Consider the following 14,548-nt stretch of genomic DNA (forward strand, 5'->3'; position numbering starts at 1 on the left):
GCCCCTCTGTGTCTCTCTGTGGTAAAGAAAAGATAACACTCACCACAGAGGTCACGGAGTAGCACAGAGAAAAGAATTATAAAGAATTATACTCAGTGCCTCTCTGTGTCTCTCTGTGGTAAAGAAAAAGGAACACTCACCACGGAGGACACGGAGCGCCACAGAGGAAAGAATTATACTCTGTGCCTCTCTGTGCCCCTCTGTGGTAAAAAAAGAAACACTCATAAAACTATTTCCGTTTGGTGAGCCCACGCAAGATGCTGACCACCGGGCTGTGGCTTGCCGTGGTGGGAAAGATGCCTTCCTGTGCGGCGCGCACCTGTTCTACCGTATAGAAGGCTTTGGGGTGGTAGTGGCACAGCCGGTTAATGAAACGGGGCAGGCGTTTGCGTTCTACCACTGAAAAAAGGATTTTTACATTGCCGCGGCTGCCGCGGGCATCCACCAGCGTATAACCGAACCCTTCGCTGCTGAGTGCTGCCAACAGCTCGGCGCTCAGTTCCGGCAAAATAGCCCGCACAATGAGCTTGCCCACTGCCAGCTTGCCTTCGATGAGCATGCCCACAAAGGTGCCGGTGGCATAGCCCCCCGCATAGGCTACATAAGAAATGGGGTTGTCTATGTATTGAAAAATTTGCCCTATGGCCAGCAGCCATATGAGCGACTCGAAGAAGCCCAAAAAAGTGGCGGTGCCCCGCTTACCGTTCATCACAAACATAATGCGCACGGTGGCAATGGACACATCGCTGACCCGCGCCAAAAAAATCATGGCAGGCAACACAAACCAACGAAACTGTTCGGAGGTGATGCCAAAGTGTTCAATGAAAAAAGATTCCATGCCCCGTTTCTTTTTAGTTGTTTGCTGCTGCAAAGAAAGGGTTTTCGTTTGGGCGGCACAAATTTTTTGCCCCATAACCAATAAAAGCTGCCACTTACCGGGGGCAGCTTCCGGGGTGCCATTTCTTGCCTGCACTCAAATAATTTCGCCTTTTTCCATGCCTATCTTGATGTTACTGAGCATGACTTCGGTCATACGGTCCAGGTCGTAGGCCGGTTGCCAGCCCCAGTCTTGGCGCGCGGCGCTGTCGTCGATGCTTTGTGGCCACGAGTCGGCAATGGCTTGGCGGAAGTCGGGTTGGTATTCTATGGTGAAGTCGGGAATGTGTTTTTGAATGGAAGCGGCAATTTCGCGCGGGCAGAAACTCATGCCGTGCAGGTTGTAGCTGGTGCGCACTTTGATTTTATCCGTATCGGCATGCATCAGTTCGAGGGTGGCACGCACGGCATCTTCCATATACATCATGGGCAGGTAGGTGTCTTCCTTCAAAAAGCAAACGTAATGTTTTTGGAAGAGGGCTTTGTGGTAAATTTCCACGGCATAGTCGGTAGTGCCGCCCCCGGGCATGGACTTATAGCCGATGAGCCCCGGGTAGCGCAGGCTGCGCACGTCCACGCCCCAGCGCTGAAAATAATATTGGCACCAGTTTTCGCCGGCTTGCTTGCTGATGCCATACACGGTGGTAGGTTCCATGGAGCAGTGCTGCGGTGTGTTTTGGCGGGGGGTAGTAGGACCAAAAACGGCAATGGAGCTGGGCCAATACACTTTGGCAATATTGAACTCTATGGCGGCATCCAGCACATTGAGCAAGCCTTGCATGTTCAGCTGCCAGGCATGCTTGGGGTGTTTTTCCCCCGTTGCCGACAGCATGGCGGCCAGATGGTAAATCTGCGTAATCTTATACTTTTGAATCACCTCGGCAAGGGCTTTGGTGTTGAGCACGTCCAGCTTTTCGAAGAGCGGGAACAACTGCTTGCGTCTTTCGTCGGGGTCGCGCACGTCGGAAGCCACCACGTGGGCTTCGCCGTAGATGTCCTGTAAGCCGGCCACCAGTTCGGTGCCCAATTGCCCGGCTGCGCCAATGACGAGTATATTATCTTGTGCCATAGGAGATAGGTTGTCTTAAAAATTTCTTTAAGTTTGTGCAAAGTTAGCATTTTATAAAGTAAAAATTGAGTAATTTCATGGCAGAGGCGCAGCAGCTAAGCTTGGAAGAGTTTCTGCAAAAGAAGAAAATAGACGTGGCGGCTTTGAAGCAGCACATGCCGGAGCTCTGGAACGAGTGGCAGGCGCTGTGGCAGGAGATGAGCCCGCAGAGCTTCGATGCCCAAAAGAAGTTTCTTTTCAACCGTCTGCGCCGCCGTTTCCCGCTTGTTGCATCTTCAACATAAACCGAACCATAAACCATGTACGGAAAAATACAAGAACATCTGCAAAAAGAACTGCAATCGATTCGCGAGGCAGGCCTCTTCAAAGAAGAGCGCATCATCAGCTCGCCCCAAGGAGCCGAAATCACCCTGAAAGACGGGCGCAAGGTGCTGAACTTCTGTGCCAACAACTACCTGGGGCTTTCGTCGCATCCCAAGGTGATAGAAGCCGCCAAGCGCGCCATCGACACCCATGGCTTCGGCATGTCTTCGGTGCGGTTTATTTGTGGCACGCAAGACATACACAAAGAGTTGGAAGAAAAAATATCGACTTTCTTGGGCACCGAAGACACCATACTCTATGCCGCCGCTTTCGATGCCAACGGTGGGGTGTTCGAGCCGCTCTTTGGTCCCGAAGATGCCATCATTTCCGACGAGCTGAACCACGCCTCCATCATCGATGGCGTGCGCTTGTGCAAGGCGCAGCGTTTCCGCTACAAACACAATGACATGGCCGACCTCGAAGCCAAGCTGCAGGAAGCCCAAAGCGCCCGCTTCCGTATCATCGTTACCGACGGCGTTTTCTCTATGGATGGCACCATCGCTCAATTGGATAAAATATGTGACCTGGCAGAAAAATACGATGCCCTGGTGATGATAGACGAATGCCATGCCACCGGTTTCATGGGCAAGACCGGACGCGGCACCCATGAGTACCGCAACGTAATGGGGCGTATCGATATCATCACCGGCACCCTGGGCAAAGCCTTGGGCGGGGCTTCCGGCGGCTTTACTTCCGGACGCAAAGAAATCATCGAAATGCTGCGGCAGCGTTCGCGCCCCTATCTGTTTTCCAATGCTTTGGCGCCGGCCATCGTGGGTGCTTCCATTGCCGTGTTCGATTTGCTGAGCGAGACCACCGAGCTGCGCGACAAGCTGGAGCGCAACACCCGCTACTTCCGTCAAAAGATGACCGAAGCCGGCTTCGACATCAAGCCGGGCGAACACCCCATCGTGCCTATCATGCTCTACGATGCCGTGTTGGCGCAAAAGTTTGCTGACCGCCTGCTGGATAAAGGCATTTATGTGATAGGCTTCTTCTATCCGGTGGTGCCCAAAGGGCAGGCGCGCATCCGCGTGCAGTTGTCGGCAGCCCACGAGCAAGAGCACCTCGACAAAGCTATTCGCGCTTTTGTGGAAGTGGGGCAGGAGCTGGGCGTATTGAAGGCGTCGGTATAAGTGCCGCTTGCATAAAAAGATAAAAGGAAGAGCCGCTGTGGTTCTTCCTTTTTATTTTTTGTCCTTTCGGGCTCTTCTTTCCTTTGTCATTTCGAGCGCAAGCGAGAAATCTTTTTCGCTTTTTGTGGTTTGGCGGGATTGAGATCGCTCACTCACTTCGCTTGTTCGAGATGACAAGCTGTGCTTATGTGTTGCCGTCCTTTCTTTGTTATGCCGCTTTTCTTCTACCAAGCCTCTTTGTGTCTTTCGCTTGTTGTTTTCTCTTTTGTTATTTCGAGCATCCCCCTTTGTCATTTCGAGCGTAAGCGAGAAATCTCTTTTGCTTCTTGTGGTTTGGCGGGATTGAGCTCTTTCACTCGTTGCGCTCGTTCAAGATGACAAGCTTACGTGAGGTTCGAGATGACAGGTTGCGCTTTGCTTTGTTTCGTTTGAGCCGGATGCTTGTGTGTGCGCTAAGGGCAGTGCCCATAGTCTGCTTATAGGTGCGGTCTCAGGGCATCCACTCGAACAGGCGGTAGTGCCCGTCGTCCATGCCCAACGAACGGTAGGTGGCTATGGCTGCTTCGTTGTTTTGTTCTACATAGAGGCGTATGCCGCAGAACTGGCTACTTTCGGCCACTTGCTTTTGGGTGAAGGCATAGAACTGGCGGAACACCCCGCGCCGGCGGTATTCGGGCTTTACATACACCGATTGAATCCATATAACGTAGGCATTGCGCCAGTCGCTCCATTCATAGGTGTGCATCATGCAGCCCACGACCTCGTCGCCGTGCAGGGCAATGTAGTATTTGCCTTTGGCAGGGTTCTCCAAAACGGCTTTGATGCCTTCATACAGTGTTTTTTGCAAAAGCTCCATGCCTTCGCTTTCCTTTGCCATTGCCTGCTGAAAGGCAACGAGCAGGTCCAAATGCTCGGGCAAAGCCGTTTGAATGCGGCATTTAATCGCCGGTGGGGGCTCCTTTCTCATCGGTTGGTTTGGAGTCATTCGTCTGTGGTTTTTTGGCGGTTTGAAAAATGCCTATAAGAACTTCTTGCAGGGTATTTTGCAGTTCTTCCTGCAGCTGACGCAGCTCTTCTACCGGGTGGGTAGGTCTTGTTTGTTTGTGCCCGGGCCGGCGGAAGGCTTCTTCTATAAAGTCTTTTAAGTGAGGCAGCTTTTTGGCTATCAGCTCTTCCAGGTCGAAGGTGATTTCCATATTGATTTCCTGTGCTTCCGTATCTTCTTTTACTTTTTGCCGGGCCTGCTCATACAGCTTCTCTTTGGCTTCGCGTATGGCTTCTTCTTGCAGCGCCGTAAGTTTTTCATGCTCTTTGGCATAGTGCTTGGTCAGCCGTTTGGCAGCGGCTTTTACTTCTTCTTTCAACTGCCCGGCTATGTAGTCGTTTTCTTGGGCAAGCACTTCCAACATGGCCTCTTCGAGCTTCTTGCGCAGGGCTTTCTTTTTTTCCTTCATTGAGTTGTCCATGATACAGTTGTTTTTTAGGTTTCAGGTGGTGGGGGCGTAGTGTCCCGGATACCGAAACGGGCGGCACGCTGCTCCCAGCTTTTGCGTGCCCACTGCTGAAGGTCTTCTATGTTGTCCAGCTCGTCCATGATTTCGGTGCCCAGGAGGGTCTCTACGCAATCCTCCATGGTAACAAGGCCGGCCACACCGCCGTACTCGTCCACTACGATGGCGATGTGTTCCCGCTCTTGCATAAATTTGTTAAATATCTCCGGTAAGGTTAGCGTATCATGGATGAAAATGATCTCCCTTTTCAGCGAAGCCAAAGGTTCATTGCCTTTTTGCCGGATGAGGTGTTCGAGCATTTCGGTTTTCAATACATAACCGGTGATGTTGTCTATGTTTTCATGAAAGACGGGAATGCGCGAGAAGCGCAGCTTGGGGTGTTTGTTGTAAAAGTCTTGAATGGAAGTGCTTTCGTCGGCAGCCACCATCACCGTGCGTGGGGTCATGATGTCGGACACGCGAATGCTGTTGAGATGTAGCAGGTTTTTGATAATTTGAAATTCTTCCTTACGGAAAATGCCTTCTTTGGCGCCCACCTGTGTCATGGCAAAAAACTCTGCCCGGCTAAATACACTTTGTTGTTTGTTGCGTTTGAGCAGGCGGGTAATGAAACCGCTCATCCAGACCAGCGGCGACATGAGCAAGGTAATGACACGGATGGCTCCCACGGCAAAAGCGGCTATGTGCTGTGCATAGCTGGCGCCGATGGTTTTGGGTATGATTTCCGAAAACACGAGGATGGCGATGGTGAGGCCGCCCGAAAAAATAAGGGGCGACACCTCGGGAAAGAGCACATTGGCTTGCACGCCCACACCGGATGCCCCAATGGTGTTGGCAATGGTGTTGAGCGAAAGAATGGCAGCCAAGGGGCGGTCTATGTCCGTTTTCATGGCTTTCAGATGACGGGCATAGGCTTTGCCTTCTTGCAGCTTCATTTCTACGAATGATTCGGGAACGCTCAAAAGAGAAGCTTCCAGCAAAGAGCAAAGGAATGAAGTGAGCAAGGTGAATAAGGCGTAAAATATCAACAGTTCCATAGTGTATATTGGTATCCGCTTTTAAGCATTTTGGTTATTGAGGCTGTCTTCATAGGCTTGGTCTATATGGAGGCTGCTGTTGCGGGCAGCCTGCACGGCCAGGTGGTCGCAGCGCTCGTTTTCGGGGTGGCCTGCATGCCCTTTGACCCACACAAAGCGCACCCGGTGCTTTTGCAAGAGGGGCAGCAGCTGCTTCCACAGGTCGGCATTGGCGGTATTTTTGAACCCGCGCTGTTGCCATTTCTTTAACCACCCTTTTTCTATGGCATTGACTATATATTGCGAGTCGGAGTAAACAACCACTTGCCAGCCGCTGCCTTTGATTTGCTTGAGGGCATCGATGACAGCCAGCAGTTCCATGCGGTTGTTGGTGGTAAGACGGAAGCCCTTGGCCAGCTCCTTCTCGTGCTGCTTATAGCGCATCACGATGCCGTAGCCCCCGGGACCCGGGTTGCCCAAAGACGCCCCGTCGGTGTAAATTTCTATGATTCCTTGTGGTGACATGTGTTTTAAGAGGCTTGTGCGGGAATAAAGTAATGTATGTTGCTTTTGAATATTTTGATGGCAATGGCTAAGAGCAATATACCAAATACTTTCCGGAGAATGTTGGCACCGGCTATGCCCAGGCGCTTTTCGAGCCATCCCGAGGCTTTCAGCACGATATATACCAACACAAGGTTCACAACAATACCTATGAGAATGACTACCCGTTCATATTCGGCACGTAAGGAGATGAGGGTGGTCATGGTGCCGGCTCCGGCAATCAGCGGAAAAGCCAAAGGCACTATAGCCGACGTCTTGGCATCGCCGGTGTCTTTGAAGAAATGCGCCCCCAGCACCATCTCCATGCCTATTAAAAAGATGATGATGGAACCGGCAATGGAGAACGACTGAATGTCCACGCCCAGGAAGTGCAACAAAATATCGCCGTAATAGAGGAATACGACCATAATCAAGCCGGCTACGAGGGTGGCTTTGGCGGCATGCAGCTCGCCGGCTTTTTTGCGCAGGTCAATGATGATGGGAATTGAACCTAAGATGTCAATGACAGAGAACAGAACCAAAGAGACGGTGACTACATCTTTCCAGTGAATGTGTTCCATAGCTGTTGTATTCGTGTTTTGAGGATGAAAGGTTGGTTTAAGCTGTTTGAAAGGTAGAAAAAACTTCTGATAGCTGCTGAAAATGGGCGTCGGGAATAGCCGGAAAATTGGCAATACGGAAGCTGCCGGCTTTCCATGGTCCGTATCCGTTGCCTATGTGTATGCCCTGTGCAAGTGCATGTTGTTTGAAGGCTTGTATTTGCTGCGGCGAGCCCTGCACGCCCAACACACTTACCGAACGGTTGTCTGCCCGTTGCACCAGCGGTTGCCATTGGGGGTGCTCTTCCAAAAATCGGTACCACTCTTTAGCCCGTTGGCGCAGCCGCAGGTCAATTTCCACAATATGCGGAATGTACTCGAGCACACGCATCAGCAAGTATATATTCAGCACATTGGGGGTGTAGGTGGTTTGGTTGTTTTCCATTTTCTCAAGCAGGTAGGAGAGGCTGTTATAGCGCCCCCGCTCGCCAATTTGCCGCACGCGCTCGACCGCTTGGGGCGACAAACACATTACGCCCAGGCCGGCGGGCAGGCCAAAGCATTTTTGCACCGAGGCATACCATATGTCTGCCTGCTGCCAGGGGAGCAACACGCCCCCCATCGAAGAGGTGGCATCGACCGAAATGAGCGCTTCGGGGAAAGTGCGGCGCACTTTTTCCAAAAAAGATGTGGGCAGGGCGGTTGTGTTCGATGTTTCGTTGTGGGTCAGCGCAATCAGTTCGCTTTCGGCAGGGATGGCATCCAGCAGGGTGCCCGGGTCTTGGTCAATGCCGAAAGACAGGCCCGTTGCTTGGGGGTGCAGATGCCGGGTGTAGGTAAAACAACGCTCGCCAAAAGCGCCGCTGAACAGGTGGGTGCTGTGTGCTCGTATGAGCGACTGCGCGATGACTTCCCACGCTTCTGTAGCCGACGACAGAAACAACAGACGGTAGCCGGACGGCAGGTCAAGTTTTTGTTGCATCAGTTGCCGGCAACGAACCACTATGGCTTCGAAGTCTTTGCTGCGGTGAGGCAAGCTCAAAATGCCCTGCCTGTAGGCATCTTGTAGTGCCTCGTGCAGAAAACCATAGACTTGTGCGGGTCCCGGGTTGAAAGTAATGGGGGGCGTCATAGGGAGTGCTGTTTCAATGTTTTTTGGGGCTTAATCTAAAATTTTGCACGAATGATGGCAATATCGTCCGTAGGAACACAGTGATATTCATCGGCCAGTTGGGCAAATTTACGCTGAAGCATGGTAGGCATGTAATCATAGGTGTTGTCTATGAACAAATAGTGAATGATGTCGAAGGCATCGCTTTCGAAGCCCAGTTGAGGCGATGAAATGGTTTCTATGCCATTGGTAGAAATGGTAATGTCTTGCGGTTTGTCTATCTTTAAGCGGTAGGTGTGGCGGTCATACCACTTGTCAAAAGAGAAGCGGGACAAGTGATAAGCCAGGTAGTCCATCTCTGACTGCGCTTCTATTTCAGTGATTTCGCCATCTATACACAGCACGCCATTGCCGGAAACCAGCAAAAAAGCTTCGTGGAGCTCTTCGCTGTAAAACATCAATACAAAAGTGGCCAGCAGTTCGTTTATTTCCAGTTGAAGCCGTTTTTGTATCGACTTCAGTTCCTTTACAAACTGTGTCATCACTTCGCGCACGTACTGCTCTGTTTGCCGGTGCTCTGCCTGGCCGAAGGGGATGGCTTTTACCACCTTTCGCAGCAGTTTGCCATAAAGGGCAGCACTGAACTGGCTGTCATAGCCCGAAGAGCAGCCGTCGATGACGGCGCCAAAATAAAAGGAGCGCCCCAGGGGGAGGTCCAACAAAAAGTCTTCGCAATAGTTGGGGTGTTCACTGCCTTTCTGTATGAACTTGTATATTTTCATGGAGTCGTTTGCACTTGTTCAAGAATAATGTACACGGGGAAATGGTCGCTGTATCCGCCCAAATACTTATCGCCGGCATAGGTGCGTAGCGGGTAGCCCTGATATTCCCCGTTTTTTTCACGCATATAATCAGGGTTGAAGATGCGGGCGCTGCCTATCTTGTAATGCAGGCGGTTGCCCGGGTTCACCAAGGGGGGCGACAATATGATTTGGTCGAGCATTTGCCAGTTGCCCCGGTAGCAATAGCTGCCTTCTTGCAGGTAATCGAGCACGCCCATGGCGTTGTAGAGCTCATCGCTTGCCAGGTCGAAAGAGTGGGGGCGTGCCTTCAGGCCGTCCCATATGCTGGCGTCGGTGGGCTCATCGTTGAAGTCGCCCATCACTACTATGTTGGCATCGGGGTCACCGGCACGAATCGCCTCTATGATTAAGCGCACGGTGCGGGCGGCTTCCATGCGTTTGGGGGCACTTGCTTCCAAACCACCACTGCGGGATGGAAAATGACACACCAAAACATGCAGGGTGTCTTTGCCGCCCAATATGCCGGAAACCAGCAGTATGTCGCGTGTCTTGTCGCCGGCTATATTGACCGGATAAGCCTTGGTGACCAAGGGCTTGAAAGCATAGCGCTTGTATAAGAGTGCCACGTCGATGCCCCGCTCATCGGGCGAGTCATAATGGGCAATGCCATAGTCTTTGAACCGCAGGTAGTCGGTGTTTAGCAGGTCTTCGAGCACCTGTTTGTTTTCTATCTCACAAAGCCCCAGTATGTCGGGAGCATAGCTTTCTATACGGGAAATAATGGTCGATATATTTTTCAGTTTGGTTTGATAACGCTCTTTTGTCCACTGCAAGCGTCCGCCGGGAGTGAAGTCATCGTCTTGGGTGGCGGGGTCGTTATAAATGTCAAACAGGTTCTCTACATTGTAAAAAGCCAGTACGTACTGCTTCCCCGCAGCTGCTTTTCCTTTGCCAAAAGGCAGTTGTTGGGCAATGCTTGTATTTGCAAAAAAGAAGAATGACAAAAGCCAATGAGTGAGAATAAAACAGAGCGATGCTTGTATGCGTCGTTTCATGTCCAGAAGATTTGATTTCTATGAGCGTCTAATTTAAGCAAGATAAACAATAACGTACTAAAAGCCCACAAGGAAGAGCCACCATAAGAAATAAATGGCAGGGGAATGCCTACTACCGGGAATAAGCCCATGGTCATGGCGAGGTTGAGGGTAAAGTGCATAAACAGAATAGAAGCCACACAATAGCCATAGATGCGGGCAAAACGCAGCTTTTGGCGTTCGGCTATGTACACGATGCGCGACATGAGTGCCACAAAAAGGGTGATGAGGGTCATGCTGCCCAGCCATCCAAACTCTTCGCCAATGGTACAAAATATGAAGTCGGTTTGTTGTTCCGGCACGAAGTTGAACTTGGTTTGGGTACCTTGCAGGTAGCCTTTGCCGGCAAAACCCCCGGATCCAATGGCTATTTTCGACTGCTGCAGGTTGTAACGTGAGCGCCGCGCCTCTTTGTCAATGTTTTCGTCAATCAATACCAAAATACGTTCTTTTTGGTGCGGCTTCAATATCTTGTCTGACTGAAAGATGGTGTCAACACTGGTGGCAAAGCCCATAAGAATAAGCGTGGGAATGCCAACCACCAAAAGCAGCTTAAAAGAAAAGCCTTTGTTGAGGTAGCTCAACAGGGCGATGAGTAGTGCGGCCAAAACCAAAAAAGCAAACAAAAGGTAACTGATGGGCTGTATGACCAGTGCCAATACAAAAGTGAGCCCAAACAAAGCGGGAATAATGAGAAAGAGCGGCGAAAGCCCCTCGCGAAACATAACCAACACAAAGGCAGCAAAGACGAGTGTGGAGCCGGCATCCGGCTGCAACAAGATGAGCAGCGCCGGCAATCCTATGATGCCGAAGGCAATCAACAGGTCGCGCCAGCGGTTAAGCCTCACCTCTTTGTTGCTCAGATATTTGGCTAAAGCCAAGGAGGTGAACACTTTCGCAAACTCAGCCGGCTGCAGGCGAATGCCCCCGAAGTCGAACCATGCCCTTGCCCCGCCAATTTTGACACCAAAGACCAATACCAGTGCCAGCAGCAGCACCCCCACGCCATAGGCTATGTACCCCAAAGACTCGAACAAACGGTAATCCATAAAAAAAATAACCGTGATAATGAGCAAAGTGCCCCCAATCCATAGCAGCTGCTTGCCGGCTGCATGCGTGAGTGAGTAAATAGGTTTGGGGTCCTGTGGGGCATATACCGCCGAGTAGATACTCAACAAGCCTATGAGTACCAAGGCCGCATATAAAAATACGGTGAGCCAGTCAATATATCGCAGCGTTTGGTTTCTCACGGTTATGGATGCTTTTTGGGTGAAAAGGTTTTTTGAATCGTTGTTTTTTCCAGCTCTTTACGGCTTACTTCGCCGGTCAGATATTTTTCTATCATCAAGCTGGCGATGGTTGCCGCCCATACGCCACCGAAACCTGCATTTTCTACATACACTGCAATGGCTATTTGGGGCTTTTCTTTGGGGGCAAAGGCTATGAAGGTGGCGTGGTCTTCGCCGTGGGGGTTTTGCACGGTGCCCGTCTTGCCGCAAATGACTATGTGCTGCTTGTCCGGGGGCAAGTGCGCCTGCCATGATACGGTCCCTGCTTTGAATGCCATTTCCATGCCCTCGATAATGGGGGTAAAGTAAGACGTATCGACGGGAATGGTTTGTTTTTGCCTGTAGGCAGGCAAGGGGCCGCCCAGCTCGCGCACTTCTTTTATTAGGTGCGGCGGGTAGTAGTAGCCCCGGTTGGCAATAATGGCGGCCAAGTTGGCCATTTGGAGCGGAGTAACGCCTATTTCGCCTTGCCCTATACTCAAAGAATAAATGTTGGAGAAGCCCCAGCGCCCTTCGCCATACATGCGGTTGAAGTAGCCTACATCAGGGATGTAGCCTTTGCCTTCGTTGGCAATGTCTATGCCCAGGCGCCTGCCAAAGCCGAAGCGTTCCACGTATTGCCGCCATTGATTGTAGTTTTTAACAATGGTTTCAAAGTCATCGCCGCCTTGAAGTATCACGCGGCGGAAAGCCAAGTAGTAAAAGGGGTTGCAGGAGTGGCGAATAGAGCTCACTACATTGGTGGGCGAGGGGTGCCCGTGGCAGCCCACCAAGCTTTGGTTGCAAGGCAGGTAATCGTAAAGGTGCAAGGCACCGGTTTGAAGCCCTATGAGTGCCTGCACGGTTTTAAAAGTGGAGCCCGGCGGATAGCGTGACTGTATGGCCCGGTTGTAGAGGGGCTTGCGCGGGTCGCGCAGCAGCTCGGCGAAGTGGGTCGACAGCTTGGGACCACTGAGCAGGTTAGGGTCGTAAGAAGGGGCTGAAATCAAAGCCAGCACTTCGCCCGTGGCCGGTTCAATAGCCACAATGGCGCCCGTTTTGTTGCTCATAAGCAACTCGCCATAGGCTTGCAAATCCAAGTCTATGGAAGCTACCAGCTCGCTGCCGGCACGAGGGGCCTTGTCCAATGCCCCTTCTTTATAAGAGCCGACAATTTGGTTGAAGTTGTTTTTTACTACATAGCGTATGCCTTTCTCGCCTCGTAAGTACGGCTCATAAAAAGCCTCTATGCCGCTTTTGCCCACGTAGTCCCCTTGTTGATAGTAACCGGCGGTGTCTTTTTCCAGCTCCCGCGGGCTGATTTCGGCAATATACCCCAACGCATTGGCAAGGCTTTGATGAGGGTACACACGCACCGAGCGCGCCTGCACATATATTCCTTTGTATTCGGATAAAAGCTCTTGCAGGCGTGCATATTCCCGGCGGCTCAGCTGAGGGATGATTACGCCCCCTTTGCGTGGGTTGGGTATTTTGCGAATACGCTTGATCAACTCCGCCTTCGATAAGCCGGTAAGCCGGCAAAAAGAGGCGGTATCCACCCCCTTGAAGTCATAAGGAATCAGCATGAGGTCATAGACCGGCTCGTTGTACACAATCAGCTTGCCGTTGCGGTCGTAGATGAGTCCCCGGTGGGGCTGTTCAATCAAACGTTCCACCACATTGCGGTTGGCCGCTTCTTTGTAAGAATCATCGACCAGTTGCAGAAAAAAAAGCCGCACGGCAAACACCAAGCCTGTCAAAACAAAAAGCGTATAAAACAAATATTTCCGTCCCTCTAATTGCATACGTCAGCCTGTTTTAGAAGCAGCCATGCGCCCAAATAAGTAAACAACCGTTGCGGTAAAGAAAGTGCTTGCCGCAGCACGCAACAGAATGAACCACCACGACAACTCACTGCCTGCCCCTTCCAGCATAAACAACACCAGATGATGGATAAACAGCAGCAGAAGAGCATATGCCAAGAATGGGAGCGTGCCGGTAAGTTGCGGACTCAGGCGTTCGATACTTTCCGTTTCATTACCGCTACTCGATGCCAGCAGCCGGAGCGCCTGCGGTTGAATAAATGCCAGCAGGGTAGTAGCTGCTGTGTGAATGCCATTGGTTTCATAGTGCCAGTCCATGAGTACACCCATCAAAAAACCGGTCAATAGGGTATCGATTGGGCGGCGGTGCCCCAGCAATATCCAATAGCCGGCATAAGCAAAACAGGCGGCCTGTTCGAACAACAGCAGGCGGCTGCCTATGAACCATTGAAAAAAAAGGAAGCCTGTAAACAGCAGTATATCTTTGATGGTATTGTTTCCCATAAATGCCTAAAAGTTGATACCTTCGGTGAGGCTGTCTATTTCTTCTTTGTCTGTTTCTTTGAGTACATACACATAGCGCAACTGCCGGAAATCGGTGCTTAGCTTCACCATCACATCGCGGTAGGTGCTGCCCGGAATGTCCTTCACTTCCGTGACGATGCCTATCAAGAGACCTTCCGGAAAAAGGCGGCTGAAGTTGGACGTGAACACGCTGTCGCCCCGGACCACCTTCACCGGCTTGGGCACGTCTTTAAGAGCGGCATAGCGTGCATTTTTACCATCCCAGCGCACATAGCTTTCATGCCCCAAACGAGGCAGATAGGCAGAAACACCAAAGTTGGTACTCAAGAGGGAAAGTACCACCGAATAATGAGGGCTGCATTTTACCACTTTCCCTGCCACGCCCTGTGGGCCGATAACGCCCATGCCCGGTGCAATGCCGGCTTGGCTGCCCTTGTTTATAAGAAAATAGTTGTTGCTTAAATGGGTTTGATTGCCTACTACTTGGGCATCGACCAGCTCGTAACGATCGCGCAACAAACTATCGGCAGGGGTGTGACGGAGGGCTTTTAGGTGGTTGAGTTGGGCATAGGCATGCCATAAGTCTTGACGCAGCCGGCTGTTCTCCTGCAGAAGTACTTGGTGGTCTTCCCGTAAATGAAAGTAGGCATACACACCGGCGACCTGTGTTTGCACAAAGCCGCTGAATTCACGCGCCCACTGTCTCAATACATAAGAATGATAGCTATTGCCTTGACTCATCCAGACAATAGCTATCGCTTCTAAAAGTAGGAACAATAAAAAGACACGAATACGATACAAAAAAGCAAACAATGCTTGCATAGCAACACAAGAGCTTGATGAGGGGCAG

General features: G+C 51.2%; 16 protein-coding genes. 2 read left to right on the forward strand and 14 right to left on the reverse strand.

All coding sequences use genetic code 11. The features are described from left to right. Positions 1-229: 229 nt before the first annotated feature. Complete coding sequence (locus QVE43_RS00005) at positions 230-838, reverse strand: DUF2179 domain-containing protein (RefSeq protein WP_288003582.1); 609 nt, start codon at positions 836-838, stop codon at positions 230-232. 135 nt (positions 839-973) lie between these two features. Beyond that, entirely contained in the window at positions 974-1,945 is a 972-nt protein-coding gene (locus QVE43_RS00010) for an NAD-dependent epimerase/dehydratase family protein (RefSeq protein ID WP_288003583.1), read from the reverse strand. Positions 1,946-2,022: 77 nt separating this feature from the next. Here QVE43_RS00010 and QVE43_RS00015 point away from each other — a divergent pair, with 77 nt between their 5' ends. Continuing rightward, the gene (locus tag QVE43_RS00015; protein WP_288003584.1) at positions 2,023-2,229 is read left to right on the forward strand and encodes a hypothetical protein; all 207 of its coding nucleotides are present in this window, start codon (positions 2,023-2,025) and stop codon (positions 2,227-2,229) included. 15 nt (positions 2,230-2,244) lie between these two features. Continuing rightward, positions 2,245-3,444, forward strand: a complete 1,200-nt coding sequence (kbl, locus tag QVE43_RS00020; RefSeq protein WP_288003586.1) for a glycine C-acetyltransferase — start codon at positions 2,245-2,247, stop codon at positions 3,442-3,444. Positions 3,445-3,934: 490 nt separating this feature from the next. On the opposite strand, the gene QVE43_RS00025 is transcribed toward kbl, so the two are convergent. The 12 genes from QVE43_RS00025 to mreC are packed head-to-tail and all read right to left on the reverse strand — an operon-like array spanning position 3,935 to position 14,520. Beyond that, a complete protein-coding gene (locus QVE43_RS00025) occupies positions 3,935-4,411 on the reverse strand; it encodes a GNAT family N-acetyltransferase (protein WP_288003588.1) in 477 nt (158 codons plus the stop codon). After that, positions 4,383-4,910 carry a hypothetical protein gene (locus QVE43_RS00030; RefSeq protein ID WP_288003589.1) on the reverse strand — a complete coding sequence of 176 codons (528 nt, stop codon included), beginning with the start codon at positions 4,908-4,910 and terminating at the stop codon, positions 4,383-4,385. The genes QVE43_RS00025 and QVE43_RS00030 overlap by 29 nt, the downstream gene beginning before the upstream one ends. A gap of 14 nt (positions 4,911-4,924) precedes the next feature. Beyond that, entirely contained in the window at positions 4,925-5,992 is a 1,068-nt protein-coding gene (locus tag QVE43_RS00035) for a hemolysin family protein (RefSeq protein WP_288003591.1), read from the reverse strand. A 21-nt stretch (positions 5,993-6,013) separates the two neighbouring features. After that, positions 6,014-6,481, reverse strand: a complete 468-nt coding sequence (gene rnhA, locus QVE43_RS00040) for a ribonuclease HI (protein WP_288004791.1) — start codon at positions 6,479-6,481, stop codon at positions 6,014-6,016. Positions 6,482-6,501: 20 nt separating this feature from the next. After that, positions 6,502-7,095, reverse strand: coding sequence for a MarC family protein (locus QVE43_RS00045; RefSeq protein ID WP_288003593.1), 594 nt, complete (start codon positions 7,093-7,095; stop codon positions 6,502-6,504). Positions 7,096-7,132: 37 nt separating this feature from the next. Then, positions 7,133-8,206, reverse strand: a complete 1,074-nt coding sequence (locus QVE43_RS00050) for an aminotransferase class V-fold PLP-dependent enzyme (protein WP_288003595.1) — start codon at positions 8,204-8,206, stop codon at positions 7,133-7,135. A gap of 35 nt (positions 8,207-8,241) precedes the next feature. Beyond that, entirely contained in the window at positions 8,242-8,967 is a 726-nt protein-coding gene (locus tag QVE43_RS00055; RefSeq protein ID WP_288003597.1) for a protein phosphatase 2C domain-containing protein, read from the reverse strand. Then, positions 8,964-10,043, reverse strand: a complete 1,080-nt coding sequence (locus QVE43_RS00060; protein ID WP_288003599.1) for an endonuclease/exonuclease/phosphatase family protein — start codon at positions 10,041-10,043, stop codon at positions 8,964-8,966. The genes QVE43_RS00055 and QVE43_RS00060 overlap by 4 nt, the downstream gene beginning before the upstream one ends. Continuing rightward, positions 10,040-11,332: a rod shape-determining protein RodA gene (gene rodA / locus QVE43_RS00065; protein ID WP_288003601.1), complete on the reverse strand. Its 1,293-nt coding sequence runs from the start codon at positions 11,330-11,332 to the stop codon at positions 10,040-10,042. The genes QVE43_RS00060 and rodA overlap by 4 nt, the downstream gene beginning before the upstream one ends. A gap of 2 nt (positions 11,333-11,334) precedes the next feature. Beyond that, positions 11,335-13,155: a penicillin-binding transpeptidase domain-containing protein gene (locus QVE43_RS00070; protein ID WP_288003603.1), complete on the reverse strand. Its 1,821-nt coding sequence runs from the start codon at positions 13,153-13,155 to the stop codon at positions 11,335-11,337. A gap of 3 nt (positions 13,156-13,158) precedes the next feature. Then, entirely contained in the window at positions 13,159-13,677 is a 519-nt protein-coding gene (locus tag QVE43_RS00075; RefSeq protein ID WP_288003605.1) for a hypothetical protein, read from the reverse strand. A 6-nt stretch (positions 13,678-13,683) separates the two neighbouring features. Then, positions 13,684-14,520: a rod shape-determining protein MreC gene (gene mreC, locus QVE43_RS00080; RefSeq protein ID WP_288003607.1), complete on the reverse strand. Its 837-nt coding sequence runs from the start codon at positions 14,518-14,520 to the stop codon at positions 13,684-13,686. Positions 14,521-14,548: the final 28 nt, after the last annotated feature.

Origin of the sequence: Thermonema sp. (genome assembly GCF_026003375.1) — a bacterium.
Taxonomy (GTDB): Bacteria; Bacteroidota; Bacteroidia; order Cytophagales; family Thermonemataceae; genus Thermonema; species Thermonema rossianum.

Coding starts and splice junctions, on each gene's coding strand:
- QVE43_RS00055 (WP_288003597.1), bottom strand. CDS start 8,967: ATGAAAATATACAAGTTCATACAGAAAGGCAGTGAACACCCCAACTAT.
- QVE43_RS00025 (WP_288003588.1), bottom strand. CDS start 4,411: ATGAGAAAGGAGCCCCCACCGGCGATTAAATGCCGCATTCAAACGGCT.
- QVE43_RS00060 (WP_288003599.1), bottom strand. CDS start 10,043: ATGAAACGACGCATACAAGCATCGCTCTGTTTTATTCTCACTCATTGG.
- QVE43_RS00005 (WP_288003582.1), bottom strand. CDS start 838: ATGGAATCTTTTTTCATTGAACACTTTGGCATCACCTCCGAACAGTTT.
- mreC (WP_288003607.1), bottom strand. CDS start 14,520: ATGCAAGCATTGTTTGCTTTTTTGTATCGTATTCGTGTCTTTTTATTG.
- QVE43_RS00075 (WP_288003605.1), bottom strand. CDS start 13,677: ATGGGAAACAATACCATCAAAGATATACTGCTGTTTACAGGCTTCCTT.
- QVE43_RS00050 (WP_288003595.1), bottom strand. CDS start 8,206: ATGACGCCCCCCATTACTTTCAACCCGGGACCCGCACAAGTCTATGGT.
- QVE43_RS00010 (WP_288003583.1), bottom strand. CDS start 1,945: ATGGCACAAGATAATATACTCGTCATTGGCGCAGCCGGGCAATTGGGC.
- QVE43_RS00045 (WP_288003593.1), bottom strand. CDS start 7,095: ATGGAACACATTCACTGGAAAGATGTAGTCACCGTCTCTTTGGTTCTG.
- kbl (WP_288003586.1), top strand. CDS start 2,245: ATGTACGGAAAAATACAAGAACATCTGCAAAAAGAACTGCAATCGATT.
- QVE43_RS00030 (WP_288003589.1), bottom strand. CDS start 4,910: ATGGACAACTCAATGAAGGAAAAAAAGAAAGCCCTGCGCAAGAAGCTC.
- QVE43_RS00070 (WP_288003603.1), bottom strand. CDS start 13,155: ATGCAATTAGAGGGACGGAAATATTTGTTTTATACGCTTTTTGTTTTG.
- QVE43_RS00035 (WP_288003591.1), bottom strand. CDS start 5,992: ATGGAACTGTTGATATTTTACGCCTTATTCACCTTGCTCACTTCATTC.
- QVE43_RS00015 (WP_288003584.1), top strand. CDS start 2,023: ATGGCAGAGGCGCAGCAGCTAAGCTTGGAAGAGTTTCTGCAAAAGAAG.